Below are 14,111 nucleotides of genomic sequence, written 5' to 3'. Positions count from 1 at the left end.
GCTCAGACCTCCTCCCTCATCAGTCGCAGATAGACCACCGAGAACAAACCACCCACCAGCAACAGCAGCAGCGCTACCGCCGTCCCGTAGCCGATCAGCGACTTGTTGAACGCCTGGTCGTACATGAAGACCGGCAGCGTCTGGCTGCGGTTTCCGGGGCCGCCCCGGGTCATCGCCCAGATGAGGCCGAAGACCGAAAGCGTCTGCAGGGTGTTGAGCATCAGGTTGGTGCCGATGGAGCGGCGGATCATCGGCAGGGTGATGTGCCAGAAGCGGCCGAGCCCACCGGCCCCGTCGACCTCGGCCGCCTCCGTGATCTCCTTGGGGATCTCCGAGAGCGCGGCGGAGTAGACGAGCATGGAGAAGGCCGTACCGCGCCAGACGTTGGCGAAGGAGACGGCGAGGATCGGCAGGGTATAGAGCCAGTTCTGCGACGGCAGACCGAGCCAGTCCAGCACCTCGTTGAGCGTGCCCTCGCGACGGAAGAACGCGTACAGCAGGAAGCCCGCGACGATCTCGGGGAGCACCCACGCCGCAATGACGACAGAGCCGGTAAGGGTCCGCACCGGCCGCGAGGCGCGCTGCATCAGAGCGGCCAGGGCCAGGCCCAGGGTGTTCTGGCCGACCAGGGACGAGACGACGGTGAAGACGAGGGTGAGGACGACCGCGTTGCGGAAGTCGTCGTCCCCGAAGGCGCGCCGGAAGTTGTCGAGGCCGACGAAGTCCGTGGTGGACGCGCCGGTCAGCTGCATATTGGTGAAGGCGATATAGACGCAGTAGCCGATCGGCCCGCCGAGGAAGAGCAACAGGAGCAGCGTGGCCGGGGCGATCGGGAGCCAGCGGAGGGGGTGGTGGCGGCGGTTCCCCGGGCGCGCCGGGGCATCGGCCCGTACCGCCGCCACCTTGGTCGCGGTGGTCATCAGCCCTTGTTCACCGTGGCGCCGTCGGTGATGGACTTCAGCTGCTGGTCGTACGACTTGGCGGCGGAGGCCGGCGAGGCGTTGTCCGCGGTCGCCGCCTCCATCGCCTCGCCGATGGCCGTGGAGACCTGTGGGTAGAGGGAGGTGGCGGGGCGGTAGTGGGTGTGCCGCACCAGGCCGGTGAAGAAGGTGATGCCGGGCATGGAGGCGGTGTACTCCGGGTCCTTCGCGACGTCCTTACGGACCGCGATCTGGGCGTCCACGATGTCCCACCGGACCGCGTTCTCCTTGGTCTGGAGCTGCTCGATGAACTTCCAGGCCAGATCGGGCTTCCTGGACTTGGCGCTGATCGCCCACGTCCAGCCGCCGGACATGCTGACCTTGCCGGGCGCCTGGCCGTGCTGCGTGGGCATCGCGGCCTGCCCGAGTGTCTTCGACCACTCGGGCCACGGCTTGCCGCCGGTCTTCAGCCAGTTCTGACCGAGCCAGGAGCCGTCGAGGGCGATGGCGAGCTTGCCCTCGGGCAGCCATTCGCTGAAGACGGTGGTGCCGACGTTCGGATCGAGCGCGTCGGAGATGTCCGGGCCCAGCTTCTCGGAGTAGACGGTCTTGAGGAAGCCCAGGGAATCCCGGAAGCCCTGGCCGCCGGTGACCCACTTCTTCGCGTCGGGGTCGTACAGCGCTTTTCCGTCCACGCCGCCCGTGCCGTACAGCAGCATCTCGAAGCTCTGCATGACGGAGGTCTCGCCCGGGGCCTTGCCGGTGTAGACGTTGAGCGGGGTGACGCCGGGGACCTTCTTCTTGATGGTGCGCGCGGCCTTGAGGATGTCGTCCCAGTTCTTGGGCGCCCAGTCGGCCGGGAGCCCGGCCTTGGCGAAGGTCTTCTTGTTGAACCACAGGCCGCGGGTGTCGGTGCCGTCCGGCACTCCGTACGTCTTGCCGTCCTCGGCCTTGGCGGCCGCCTTCGCCGTGTCGACGAACTGGTTCCAGCTCTTCCACTTGGCCAGATAGTCGTCGAGCGGGCGCAGATAGCCCGCCTTGATGTCGGAGTTGATCCGGAAGGTGTCCTCGTAGACCAGATCGGGGGCGGTCTTCGGGGACCGCATCATCTGCTGCACCTTGGTGGCGTAGTCGTTGTCCTGCGCCTGGATCGGGATGAGCTTGACCTTCTTGCCGGGGTTCGCCTTCTCGAACTGCTTCTTCACCGCGGCGAGGTGGTTGTCCTTGAAGCGGATCTTGTTGTCGGTGCTCCGGTTGTAGGCGACCTTGATGGTGTTCGGGTCGCTGCCCGAACCGCCGCCGCAGGCGGTGAGGCCCGCGGTGGCGGCGAGGGTGGCGGCGGCGAGGATCAGTGGGGCGGTGGGGCGCACGGGCACGACCTCCTCCTTGCGGGCCTCTGAGGGCTGCGGCCTGACCGTAAGGTCGCCTTCAACGCAAGGTCAATCCCCCTGACCAGTCAGGTCACTTGACCGAAGGGCGGGCCTCGCCCACGGCCCCTTTTCCAGGGCTTTCCACCGGCTTTCCACCGGCTTTCCACGGCCGTTATGACTCGCTGAGCCAGCGGTAGAGGAGCTCCGGGCGGCCGATCTGCCCGTAGTGCGGGGCGCGCGCCGCCCGTCCCGCGTCCACCAGATGCTCCAAATAACGGCGCGCGGTGATCCGGGAGATGCCGACCGTCTCGGCCGTCGCCGCGGCCGAGATCCCCTCCCCGGCGCCGCGCAGCACCTCCGTCACCGCCTGAAGGGTGGCCTGGGTCAGCCCCTTCGGCATCGCGGCCGGCTGCGGAGCGCGCAGCGCGGCGAGCGCGCGGTCCACCTCCTCCTGCCCGCTGGCCTCGCCGGCGGTCGCCCGGAACTCGGCGTACCGGAGGAGCCGGTCCCGGAGGGTGGAGAAGGTGAACGGCTTCAGTACGTACTGCACGACCCCGAGCGAGACGCCGTCCCGCACCATGGCGAGATCCCGGGCCGAGGTGACCGCGATGACATCCGCCCCGTGCCCGGCCGCGCGCAGCGCCCGCACCAGCTGGAGGCCGTGGCCGTCGGGGAGGTAGAGATCCAGCAGCAGCAGATCGGCGGGCGTCCGCTCCAGCTGGCGCTGCGCATCGCCGCCCGTGCGTGCCGTCCCGACCACGGAGAATCCGGGGACGCGCTCGACGTACATCCGATGCGCGTCCGCCGCCACGGGGTCGTCTTCGACGACGAGAACCCGGATCGGCGCCGGTTTCGCCGGTGTCGCCTGCGTCGGGCTCATGGGACGGATTCCTCTCGGCCACGGGTATCGGGCGGGTCGGGGGCGCGGGAGCTCAGGGCTCCAATTTACGGAGGGTAACCGCCGCTGGCCAGGGCCGGGACCGGGGCCGGGGTCAGGGCCGGGGCCGGGGTCAGCGCCGGGGCCGGGGTCAGGGGCGGGGTCAGGGTCGAGGGCCAGGGCCAGGGCCAGGGCCAGGGCCGGGGCCGGGGCCAGGGCCGGGGCCGGGGCCGGGGCCGGGGCCAGGGCCGGGGCCAGGGTCAGGGCCGGGGCCGGGGCCGAGGGCCGGGCGCCCCGGCCCTCGGCCCTCGGCGCCGAGGGCCGGGCGCCCCGGCCGCGCCCGGCCCGCCGGGGCGAGCCCTTGCCGGGCCCGCCGCCCATCGGGGGCGGTGCGCGGCACGCGGATGACCTTGAGGGCTCCATCCCGTGAGCACTACCAGAATCGACGTGGTATCGAGAAAAATTGACACTGTGTAGACTTTTGCTGAAGGGGGCGACCCGGCTCCTCGCGAGACCTCTGTGGAGGAGCAGTGCAGAAGCAGAACTGGCTCATCACCGGCGTCAGCACGGGCCTTGGGCGCGCTTTCGCCCAAGCCGCCCTGGCCGCCGGGCACACCGTCGTAGGCACCATCCGTTCCGAGAAGGACCTGCGGGCCTTCGAAGAGCTCAGGCCCGGGCACGCTCACGGCCGTATCCTGGACGTGACGGACGGTGACGCCGTCTCCGGCGCGGTCGCGGAGGTCGAGCGGAGCGTCGGCCCTCTGGACGTCGTCGTCGCCAACGCCGGCTACGGCCTGGAGGGAACCTTCGAGGAAACCCCGCTGGCCGAGGTGCGACGGCAGTTCGAGGTCAACGTGTTCGGGGCAGTGGCCACCCTGCAGGCGGCACTGCCCCACATGCGCCGCCGCCGCCGCGGACACCTGATGGCCGTCACCTCCATGGGCGGGCTCATGGCCGTGCCCGGCATGTCCGCCTACTGCGGCAGCAAGTTCGCCCTGGAGGGCATCCTGGAGGCGCTGGGCAAGGAAGTCGCGCAGTTCGGAATCCATGTGACGGCGATCGAGCCCGGCTCCTTCCGCACCGACTGGGCCGGACGGTCCATGACACGCGCCGCGCGGACCGTCGACGACTACGACGAGTTGTTCACCCCCATCCGCGAAGCGCGGCAGAAGGCCAGCGGCAACCAGCTGGGCGATCCGGCCAAGGCCGGGGACGCCCTCGTGCACATCACCTCGGTCGAGCAGCCGCCGGCCCACCTCGTCCTGGGCTCGGACGCGCTGCGGCTGGTCACCGCCGCCCGCACGGCCGTGGACGAGGACATCCGCGCATGGGAGGTGCTCTCCCGTACGACCGACTTCGCCGAGGGCGCTCAGCTCTGATGCCCGGCCACCATTCCGCGCGCAGCCGTCGCACCACCGAGCGCAAGGGGGATGTCCGGGAGCGGGCCATCCTCGACACCTGCGAGGCCCTGCTGGCGCAAAACGGCTACGACGCCATGACCGTCGGCGACATAGCCCAGGGAGCCGGCATCACACGTGGCGCCCTGTACTTCTACTTCGCCTCCAAGCAAGACGTGGTCACGGCACTCGTGGCCCGGACCGTCGAGCACCTGTGGGAACGGTCCCGGGTCACCGCGCAGACGGACGAGCCGCGCCAGGCCATCGCGGCAGCCATGCGGCGCACGGTCGAGCTGTGGAACGAGCACGGCCTGGTCATGCGCACGGCGATCGACTTGTCGGTGACCGTGCCGGAGATCGGCGAGCTGTGGAACCACACGGCTGACCTGTTCATCGCGGCCATCACCGCCGTCCTGGAACGTGCCGGCATCCAGGCCGGCGCCGCACCGGACCAAGCCTCAGCGATGGCGCGCGCCCTGTGCTGGATGATCGAGCGGACGTTCTACCACGCCTCACAGGAATCCCGCGAGAAGCTCCAAGAGGCGTCGGCGACATGCGAACACATCTGGCTGACCAGCGCCGGTCTGATCACCTGAGGTATCTGCCATGGACGCGGTGAGGCGCGCGGTGCGCAGCGGAGGGCACCACCGACGGCGGTGCCGCCACGGCACGCGGCGTCGCGCCGCTCATGGCATGGCGGCTGGGGAGGACGTGGCGCCGCTCATGCATGGCGGCTGGGGAGGACGTGGCGCCGCTCATGGCATGGCGGCTGGGGAGGGCGTCGCGCCGCTCATGGCATGGCGGCCGGGGAGGGCGTCGCGCCGCTCATGGCATGGCGGCCGGGGAGGGCGTCGCGCCGCTCATGGCATGGCGGGGCTGGGGAGGGCGTCGCGCCGCTCATGGCATGGCGGCCGGGGAGGACAGGGGGAGGCGGATGGTGAAGGCCGCGCCGCCCTCCTCCGACCTGGTGACCTCCACCGTGCCCGCGTTGCGGCGCGCGGCCTGCTGGACCAGGGCCAGGCCGAGGCCGCGCCCCGGCGACTTGGTGGACCAGCCGCGGCGGAATGCCTCCTCGGCGGCCGCCGGGTCCAGGCCCGGCCCGGTGTCCGCGACGCGCAGCGTCAGCTCGCCGCCGTCCGCGCGGGCGGTGACCGTGACGCGGGCGCTGCGCGGGGCCGTATCGCCGCCCATGCCCTCGGCCGCCGCGTCCGTGGCGTTGTCGATGAGGTTGCCGAGGATGGTGACCAGGTCCCGGGCGGGGAGCCCCGGTGGCAGGACGCCGTCGTCGATCCGGCTGTCAGGGGCGAGGACGAGCTCGACGCCGCGCTCGTTGGCCTGGGCCGCCTTGCCGAGCAGCAGCGCGGCCAGCACGGGTTCGGCGACGGCCGCCACCACCTGGTCGGTGAGGGCCTGGGCGAGCTCCAGCTCGGCCGTCGCGAAGTCGACCGCCTCGTCCGCCCGGCCCAGCTCGATCAGGGAGACGACGGCGTGCAGCCGGTTGGCGGCCTCATGGGCCTGGGAGCGCAGGGCCTCGGCGAAGCCGCGGACCGAGTCCAGCTCGCCGGAGAGCGCCTGGAGCTCGGTGTGGTCGCGCAGGGTGACGACCGTGCCGCACCGCTCACCGCTGCTGACCGGCGAGGTGTTGACGACCACGACCCGCTCCGCGGTCAGATGCAGCTCGTCGACGCGTGGCTCGGCGGCCAGCAGGGCGCCGGTCAGCGGTGCGGGGAGGCCGAGCTCGGAGACGTCGCGGCCGACCGAGTCCTCGGGCAGGCCGAGCAGCTCACGGCCCCCGTCGTTGATCAGCGCGATCCGCCGCCGGCCGTCGAGCATCAGCAGCCCCTCGCGGACGGCGTGCAGCGCGGCCTCGTGGTAGTCGTGCATGCGGCTCAGCTCGGCGGCGTTCATCCCGTGCGTATGGCGGCGCAGCCGGGCGTTGATGACGTACGCGGCCACGCCGCCGATCGCGAGGGCGGCGAGCGCGACGCCGAGCAGGGCGAGCAGCTGTCGCCGCACCTGGGCGCTGATGGTTTCCACGGTGATGCCCGCGCTGACCAGCGCGGTGATCCGGCCGCCCGCCCGTGGATCGCGGACGGGGGCGACGACGCGCACGGAGGGGCCCAGCGTGCCGGTGTAGGTCTCGGGGAAGATCCGGCCGCGCAGCGCGGGCCGGATGTGGCCGAGGTATTCCCCGCCGATCCGGTCGGGGTCGGGGTGGGTCCAGCGGATGCCGCGGGTATTCATGATCGTGACGAAGGTGACGCCGGTGTCGCGGCGCACCTTCTCCGCGTACGGCTGGAGCCGGGCGCTGGGGTCGTCGGACCGTACGGCCTGGGCGACCGCCGGGGAGTCGGCGACGGCGGCCGCGGCGGCTGTGGCCTGGCGGCGTGCGGCGACCTCCGCCTGGTTCCGGCCGGTCATGTAGGCGAAGACGGCGCATCCGGCCACCAGGGCCGCGACCAGCACGACCTGCATGGCGAAGAGCTGGCCGGCCAGGCTCCGGGGGTGGGGGACGCGCATGGCCATCAGTCTGCACACGCATCTTTGTATGAACGAAATGAACGCAAGGGTGACCCCCGTCACAGCGTGGGGCATAGTCGCCGGGACCGTTCAAGGCGGAGTGCGAGCCGCACGAGTACAGCGCCAGGACAGTTGGACGGCAGATGAAGAAGGGGGCAGCACCGTGGCTGCGCAGACCTCGCCGCCCGCATCGGGACGTCACGAGCCCGATCGGACGAAGAAGGAAAGGATTCACTACCTCTACCTCGCCGTCATCGGCGCGGTGGTGCTCGGCATCATCGTGGGGTTCGCCGCCCCCGGGGTGGCGGTGGAGCTCAAGCCCATCGGCACCGGCTTTGTGAATCTGATCAAAATGTTGATCTCGCCGATCATCTTCTGCACGATCGTGCTCGGCATCGGTTCCGTACGGAAGGCCGCGAAGGTCGGCGCGGTCGGCGGTCTCGCCCTCGGCTACTTCATGGTGATGTCGACCGTCGCCCTGGCCATCGGCCTGGTCGTCGGCAACATACTCGAGCCCGGCAGCGGGCTGCACATGAGCCATGAGGCAGCTCAGGCCGGGCAGAGCCAGGCGGAGGGCGCGAGCGAGTCCACGGCGGACTTCGTCCTCGGCATCATCCCCACCACCCTCGTCTCCGCCTTCACCGGCGGTGAGGTGCTGCAGACGCTGTTCGTGGCCCTGCTGGCGGGATTCGCCCTGCAGGCGATGGGCAAGGCGGGCGAGCCGGTGCTGCGCGGCGTCGGCCACATCCAGCAGCTGGTCTTCAAGCTGCTGTCGATGGTCATGTGGGCCGCGCCGGTGGGCGCCTTCGGCGCGATCGCCGCGGTGGTCGGCGAGACCGGTCTGGACGCGCTCAAGGCGCTCGCGGTCATCATGATCGGCTTCTATGTGACCTGCGCGCTGTTCGTGATCGTCGTCCTCGGCACACTGCTGCGGCTGGTCGCGGGCGTGAATCTGTTCCTGCTGCTGAAGTATCTGGCGCGGGAGTTCCTGCTGATCCTCTCGACGTCGTCGTCCGAGTCGGCGCTGCCGCTGCTGATCGCCAAGATGGAGCACGCGGGCGTCAGCAGGCCGGTCGTCGGCATCACCGTGCCGACCGGCTACTCCTTCAACCTGGACGGCACCGCGATCTACCTGACCATGTCCTCGCTGTTCATCGCCGAGGCGATGGGTGACCCGCTCTCGATCGGCCAGCAGATATCCCTGCTCGTCTTCATGATCGTGGCCTCGAAGGGCGCGGCCGGGGTGACCGGCGCGGGCATGGCGACCCTGGCCGGTGGTCTCCAGTCGCACCGCCCGGAACTGGTGGACGGCGTCGGTCTCATCGTCGGCATCGACCGCTTCATGAGCGAGGCCCGCGCGCTGACCAACTTCGCGGGCAACGCTGTCGCCACCGTCCTGGTCGGCACGTGGACCAAGGAGATCGACAAGGAGCGCATGCGGGAGGTCCTCGCGGGCCGGCTGCCGTTCGACGCGGAGGCATTCGCCCGCCAGGGCCACGGCGGTGACGGCGAGGCGGACCCGGGCAAGGAGGGCGAGGGCAAGACCCTCCCCGAGCAGCGTGGTGGCGACACGGCGAAGGAGCACGTCCCCGCCTGACGCCTGACGGCTGACGGCTGACGCCTGACGCCTTACGCGCGACCGCGGCCCTGCCCTCCTGAATCGGGGCAGGGCCGCGGTCGGTTGCCGGCTCGTCACCGGCGCGGGCATCGTCACCGGCGCGGGCATCGGGGTCGGCGGGGGGAACGTGGGATCGGCGGCGGAGAGCCGTTCAGGCGGCGTCGCTGGGCCGCGGCCGACCGCCCGCCTCGGGCGGCGTCGCGTCCGGGTCGACGCCCAGCACGATCGAGCCGGTCAGGCCCTTGTCGTAGCGGCCCCGCGCGACCTGCCGGAGCGAGACGATCGAGGCCGCCCCCGCCGACTGGGCGGTGCGGTCTTCGGCGAGTTTGACCCGCTCGGATTTTGTGTGCTTCGCATACGGATCCAGCTTGGCGATGGCGTCGGCGACCTCGTCGGAGAAGAACACCTGGCCGGTGTGGGCGACATGGCCGCCCTCGTACGTCCCGCCCTGGACATCACCCTCGTAGTGCACCTTGAGGTGGATATGGGTGGTGCGGCCGTAGTACCAGCCCGGGAAGATCGTCTTGAACGTCGCCTTGCCCTTTCTGTCCGTGAGCTGGATTCCGCGCAGGAACGTCGTCTCGTCGGTGTTCGGGACGTGCCCGTTCTCGTCCGCCTTGCTGGGGTCGTAGGGCTCGTCCGGCGAGATGGCGGTGTATCCGGCGTAGACACCGCCGGCGTCGCAGTGCCAGATGTCCACCGCGGCGTTGGACAGGGGCTTGCAGGTCTTGGTGTCCACCACCTGGAAGGTGAGGGCGAGCGGGACGCCCGGCCGGTTCTCCGTGATGTCGCGGCGGACCTTCTCGTCCTCCAGGTAGTAGGGACCCGTCATCTGCTCGGCGGTGAGGACGCACTGCGGGGTGGCCGTGGAGCCCCCGGTGGGGGAGCTGGTGGCGGCCGAGTTCGTGGTGGAGCCGCCCGGCCCGGCCGACGCCTGGGCGGCGTAGGCCGCGACCCCCGCCACCCCCAGTCCCGCTCCGCCGAGGACGGTCAGGACCTTTCGGCGGTTGGGGCTCGGTGTGGCGGGAGCGTTGTCGTCCTGCGCTGAGGGTGTGTGCTGTTCGTCGTTCGCCATGCCCTGGAACCTAGGATTCCAGGATGAGCGGGGCCTGGGCAGCGGCTGGGGATCAGCTGTGAAGGGATCCGCCTCAAGCCGGGCGCAGCCAGATCGTGGCGAGCGGGGGCAGGACCGGGAGGAGGGAGGCGGGGCGGCCGTGCCAGGCGGTGGGCTCGGACTTCAGCGGCTCCGGGTTGGTGACGCCGCTGCCCCCGTAGCGCCGGTCGTCGGTGTTCAGCACCTCGCGCCACTCGGGCACCTCGCCCGGCACCCCGATCCGGTACTCATGGCGAACCACCGGTGAGAAGTTGCTGATGGCCAGCAGCGGTGTGCCCTCGGCGTCGAAGCGGAGGAAGGCGAACACATTGTCCTCGTAGCCGTCGCCGTCGACCCAGGCGAAGCCCTCCGGGTCGGTGTCGCGCTGCCACAGGGAGGGCGTGGCGGCGTACCCCCGGTTGAGGTCGCGGACCAGGTCGCGGACGCCGCGGTGGTCGGCCTCGGCGGAGTACGAGGGGTCCAGCAGCCACCAGTCGGGGCCGTGGGACTCCGACCACTCCGCGCCCTGCGCGAACTCCTGGCCCATGAAGAGCAGCTGCTTGCCCGGGTGGGCCCACATGAAGCCGAGATAGGCGCGGTGGTTGGCGCGCTGCTGCCACCAGTCACCGGGCATCTTCGAGACGAGGGCGCCCTTGCCGTGCACTACCTCGTCGTGCGAGATGGGCAGCACATAGTTCTCGCTGTAGGCGTACACCATCGAGAAGGTCATCTCATGGTGGTGGTACTTGCGGTGCACCGGCTCGTGTGCGACATAGCCCAGCGAGTCGTGCATCCACCCCATGTTCCACTTCAGCCCGAAGCCGAGGCCGCCGAAGCCGCTCGGGCCGACGTGGTGAGTGGCGCGGGTGACGCCGTCCCAGGCGGTGGACTCCTCGGCGATGGTGACCACGCCCGGGCAGCGGCGGTAGACGGTGGCGTTCATCTCCTGGAGGAAGGCCACGGCGTCGAGGTTCTCCCGGCCGCCGTGCGCGTTGGGCGTCCACTGGCCGGGCTCGCGGGAGTAGTCGAGATAGAGCATGGAGGCCACGGCGTCGACCCGAAGGCCGTCGATATGGAACTCCTCGCACCAGTAGACGGCGTTGGCCACCAGGAAGTTACGGACCTCGGTGCGGCCGTAGTCGAACTCGAGCGTGCCCCAGTCCGGATGCGCGGCCCGCAAGGGGTCGGCCGGTTCGTACAGCGGGCGGCCGTCGAACTCCGCCAGCGCCCAGGCGTCCTTGGGGAAGTGCGCCGGCACCCAGTCCACCAGGACGCCGATGCCCGCTTGGTGCAACGCGTCGATCAGGTACTTGAAGTCGTCGGGGGTCCCCAGACGGGCGGTGGGCGCGTAGAAGCCGGTGACCTGGTAGCCCCAGGACCCGCCGAAGGGGTGCTCGGCCACCGGCATCAGCTCGACATGGGTGAAGCCGAGGTCCCTGACGTAGGCGGGGAGCTGCTCGGCGAGCTGCCGGTAGGTCAGCCCCGGCCGCCACGACGGCAGGTGCACCTCGTACACCGAGAACGGGGATTCGTGGACGCGCAGGTCCGCCCGGCGCGCCAGCCAGGCGTCATCGCGCCAGCGGTGGTGCGAGGAGTGGACGACGGAGGCGGTGGCGGGCGGGCATTCGGTGCGCCGTGCCATCGGGTCGGCGCGCAGGGTGTGGCTGCCGTCCGGGCGGGTGATCTGGAACTTGTACAGCGCGCCCTCGCCGACACCCGGCAGGAACAGCTCCCAGACGCCGTTGCCGCCGAGCGAGCGCATCGGGAAGGCGCTGCCGTCCCAGTAGCTGAAGTCGCCGGTGACGCGCACCCCGCGCGCGTCGGGCGCCCAGACGGTGAACCGGGTCCCGGCCACGCCCTGGTGCCTCATCGGATGCGCGCCCAGCGCCCGCCACAGCTCCTCGTGGCGGCCCTCGCCGATCAGGTGCAGATCGAGTCCGCCGAGGGTGGGCAGGAAGCGGTACGGGTCGTGGACCTCCACCTCGTTGTCCTCGTACGCCACGAGCAGCCGGTAGTCGGGGATCTCCTGGAGCGGCAGCACCCCGGAGAACAGCCCGTCGCCGTCGGCGTGCAGCCGGGCGCGCAGCCCGGCGGCGGTGACCGTCACGGAGCGGGCGTACGGGCGCAGCGCCCGGAACAGGGCGCCGCCGCGGACGGGATGGGCGCCGAGCAGGGCATGCGGATCGTGGTGCGCGCCGGCGAGCAGCCGCTGCCGCTCGTCGTCATCGAGCGCGGGCGCGGCCCGCACCCCCCGCTCGGCGTAGGCCGCGGCATCGTCCCGGCGGCCGGCCCGCGCGGTGGGCCGCCCGGTGACCGGCGGCCGGCCCTTCGCGCCGCCGTTCGCGGTGGCGTTCGCGGTGGCGGGATGCGCCCCGGCGGTCCGGGACGGGGCCCCTGCCCCCTCTCCCGGCCCGGCCTCCGCGCGCGGCGCGCGGGGCCGGGGCGGAGAGTCGTACGACAGGCGCGCGTCGCGGCCCGGACCGCTGCCCCCGGCCGCCGGGCGGGCCTCGGTGCGGGGCCGGGCGCGGTCGGGGAGGAACGTGGGCGGGACCGGCGGGCCGGTCCTGGCGCCGGTGGCGGCGGGACCGCGCCCCGGGTCCTCGTCGGACGGGTACTGGCTGGAGGGGGGGCGTGCGGTCACGGGGTGGTCCTCCCGGAGGTATCGGGGGCGACAGAGGGGACGGAGCGGACGTCAGGTCACGTGCGGGCGCCGGCGAGACGGCGGATCGCGGTCATGGGGACGGACAGCCAGTCGGGGCGGTGGCGCGCCTCGTAGAGGACTTCGTACACGGCCTTGTCGGTCTCGTGGGCGCGCAGCAGCTCCGGCTCGGCGCGCGGGTCGGTGCCGGACGCGTCCGCGTAGCCCGCGCAGTAGGCGGCGCGGGTCCGGCCGGCCCACTCCTGGGGGTTCTCGTGCTTCCCCACGGCCGCCGCGTAGTCGAAGGACCTGAGCATGCCCGCGATGTCGCGCACCGGCGGCTGTGGGCGGCGGCGCTCGGCGAGCGGACGTGACGGCTCGCCCTCGAAGTCGATCAGCGACCACCGCCCTTCACCTCCGGCGCCGGTCGTCAGCAGCGCCTGTCCCAGGTGCAGATCGCCGTGGATGCGCTGGGCCGCCCAGGTGCGGCCGGCGCGGCCGAGCGCGGCCAGGTCCTCGTAGGCGCCGTGCAGCGCGGCGCGGTACGGCTGGAGCGCGGGCACCGCGGCGGCCGCCGAGTCGAGCCGTTCGCTCATGGCGGCCGCGAGGTGCTCGAGCTGGGGCCGCCGCAGGACGGAGGTGGGCAGCGCGCGGGCCATGGCGAGATGGACCTCGGCGGTGGCGTGGCCGAGCGCGCGGGCGGCGTCGGTGAAGTCGTCGTGGACGGCCAGGGCGTCCAGGGCGAGCCGCCAGCCGTCGGTGGAACCGGTGAGGTAGGGCTGCAGCACGCCCAGGGTGAAGGGCTCGGGCGGGGGCCCGGCGCTCTCGGCGGGCGGTTCGGCCTCGAACCAGGCGGCGGGCGCGGGCACCCGGGTGCAGCCGGTGTGGGCGAGGGCGAGGGGGAGTTCGAGGTCGGGGTTGGTGCCGGGGCTGACTCGGCGGAAGAGCTTGAGAATAAACGTATCGCCGTAGATGACCGAGGAGTTGGACTGCTCGGCGGTCATCAGCCGCGGTGCCAGCACGGAGGGGATGACCGTGGACGGCTCGCGGACGAACCGCAGCGGTCCGAGCCGGCCCGGCACCCGCAGCCGCTCCAGCAGCAGCCCGGCCAGCCGGGGGTCGAACAGGGCCTCGTACACCGTGCGCCCGTCCAGCGGCCCGCCGCTCGGGCGGCCGACGAGCGCGTGCGCGAGCGGCGGCGGAAGGGTGGAGCGCACCCCGAGGAGGATCTGATAGCAGTCGCTGGCCGCCGCGCCGCGCCGGTGCCCGCAGCCGAATCCGTGCCGATGGCCGGGCGGCTCCGGCTGCTGGGCGCGGATGAGCAGATGGAGCAGCCCGGGCGTGGCGCCGCGCGCCGCGCACGGCAGCAGCTGGGTCGCGGAGACGAGCGCGAATCCGGTGACGGGGCGGCCCTTGCCCGCGAACCAGCGCTGCCGGGGCAGCCACTCGGCGAGCAGCGGCGCGAGCGAGGCGAGCAGCGCGGCCGACCCCGTGTCACCGGACCCGGCGGCGGCGCGGACGGCGGGTGACGGGGGCTCGGCCCGTGGTACAGCGGTCGGCGGGTGATGTGCCCCCCGGGAGAATGAAGCTTCCGGCATGGCGTCGCGTCCTTTCCCCGGGCACACGACATATCAGGGCAAAGTGTCCCGGATTGCGGCATTGACTGTGCGACGGTGCG

At 71.9% G+C, this 14,111-nt stretch carries 10 protein-coding genes; 3 read left to right on the top strand and 7 right to left on the bottom strand.

Annotation, left to right across the window (positions count from 1 at the left end; translation table 11 throughout):
- Positions 1-2 precede the first annotated feature (2 nt).
- From ABZU99_RS00520 to ABZU99_RS00510, 3 genes are all read right to left on the bottom strand, one after another.
- A complete protein-coding gene (locus ABZU99_RS00520) occupies positions 3-920 on the bottom strand; it encodes a sugar ABC transporter permease (protein ID WP_356044430.1) in 918 nt (305 codons plus the stop codon).
- Complete coding sequence (locus tag ABZU99_RS00515; RefSeq protein ID WP_356044534.1) at positions 920-2,290, bottom strand: extracellular solute-binding protein; 1,371 nt, start codon at positions 2,288-2,290, stop codon at positions 920-922. The genes ABZU99_RS00520 and ABZU99_RS00515 overlap by 1 nt, the downstream gene beginning before the upstream one ends.
- Before the next feature lie 172 nt (positions 2,291-2,462).
- The gene (locus tag ABZU99_RS00510) at positions 2,463-3,170 is read right to left on the bottom strand and encodes a response regulator (protein WP_355953715.1); all 708 of its coding nucleotides are present in this window, start codon (positions 3,168-3,170) and stop codon (positions 2,463-2,465) included.
- Between the two features lie 527 nt (positions 3,171-3,697).
- Between ABZU99_RS00510 and ABZU99_RS00505 the strand changes: the two genes are divergently transcribed.
- On the top strand, positions 3,698-4,546 hold the full coding sequence (locus ABZU99_RS00505) for an oxidoreductase (RefSeq protein ID WP_356044433.1): 849 nt from the start codon (positions 3,698-3,700) through the stop codon (positions 4,544-4,546).
- Positions 4,546-5,160 (top strand): TetR/AcrR family transcriptional regulator, encoded by a 615-nt coding sequence (locus tag ABZU99_RS00500; protein WP_356044435.1) that lies wholly within the window; start codon positions 4,546-4,548, stop codon positions 5,158-5,160. The genes ABZU99_RS00505 and ABZU99_RS00500 overlap by 1 nt, the downstream gene beginning before the upstream one ends.
- Before the next feature lie 301 nt (positions 5,161-5,461).
- Here ABZU99_RS00500 and ABZU99_RS00495 read toward each other — a convergent pair whose 3' ends face one another.
- A complete protein-coding gene (locus ABZU99_RS00495; RefSeq protein WP_356044437.1) occupies positions 5,462-7,084 on the bottom strand; it encodes a sensor histidine kinase in 1,623 nt (540 codons plus the stop codon).
- A 163-nt stretch (positions 7,085-7,247) separates the two neighbouring features.
- Here ABZU99_RS00495 and ABZU99_RS00490 point away from each other — a divergent pair, with 163 nt between their 5' ends.
- Entirely contained in the window at positions 7,248-8,681 is a 1,434-nt protein-coding gene (locus ABZU99_RS00490; RefSeq protein ID WP_356044440.1) for a cation:dicarboxylase symporter family transporter, read from the top strand.
- Between the two features lie 172 nt (positions 8,682-8,853).
- On the opposite strand, the gene ABZU99_RS00485 is transcribed toward ABZU99_RS00490, so the two are convergent.
- The 3 genes from ABZU99_RS00485 to ABZU99_RS00475 all read right to left on the bottom strand — a co-directional run bounded on the left by ABZU99_RS00485 (position 8,854) and on the right by ABZU99_RS00475 (position 14,031).
- A complete protein-coding gene (locus ABZU99_RS00485) occupies positions 8,854-9,777 on the bottom strand; it encodes an intradiol ring-cleavage dioxygenase (protein WP_356044443.1) in 924 nt (307 codons plus the stop codon).
- A 73-nt stretch (positions 9,778-9,850) separates the two neighbouring features.
- Entirely contained in the window at positions 9,851-12,043 is a 2,193-nt protein-coding gene (glgB, locus tag ABZU99_RS00480; RefSeq protein ID WP_356044537.1) for a 1,4-alpha-glucan branching enzyme, read from the bottom strand.
- 449 nt (positions 12,044-12,492) lie between these two features.
- Positions 12,493-14,031 carry a phosphotransferase gene (locus ABZU99_RS00475; protein WP_356044446.1) on the bottom strand — a complete coding sequence of 513 codons (1,539 nt, stop codon included), beginning with the start codon at positions 14,029-14,031 and terminating at the stop codon, positions 12,493-12,495.
- Positions 14,032-14,111: the final 80 nt, after the last annotated feature.

It is taken from the genome of Streptomyces sp. NPDC005266, from assembly GCF_040607655.1.
Lineage (GTDB): Bacteria > Actinomycetota > Actinomycetes > Streptomycetales > Streptomycetaceae > Streptomyces.
This window is presented reverse-complemented; position numbering and strand designations above follow the sequence as displayed.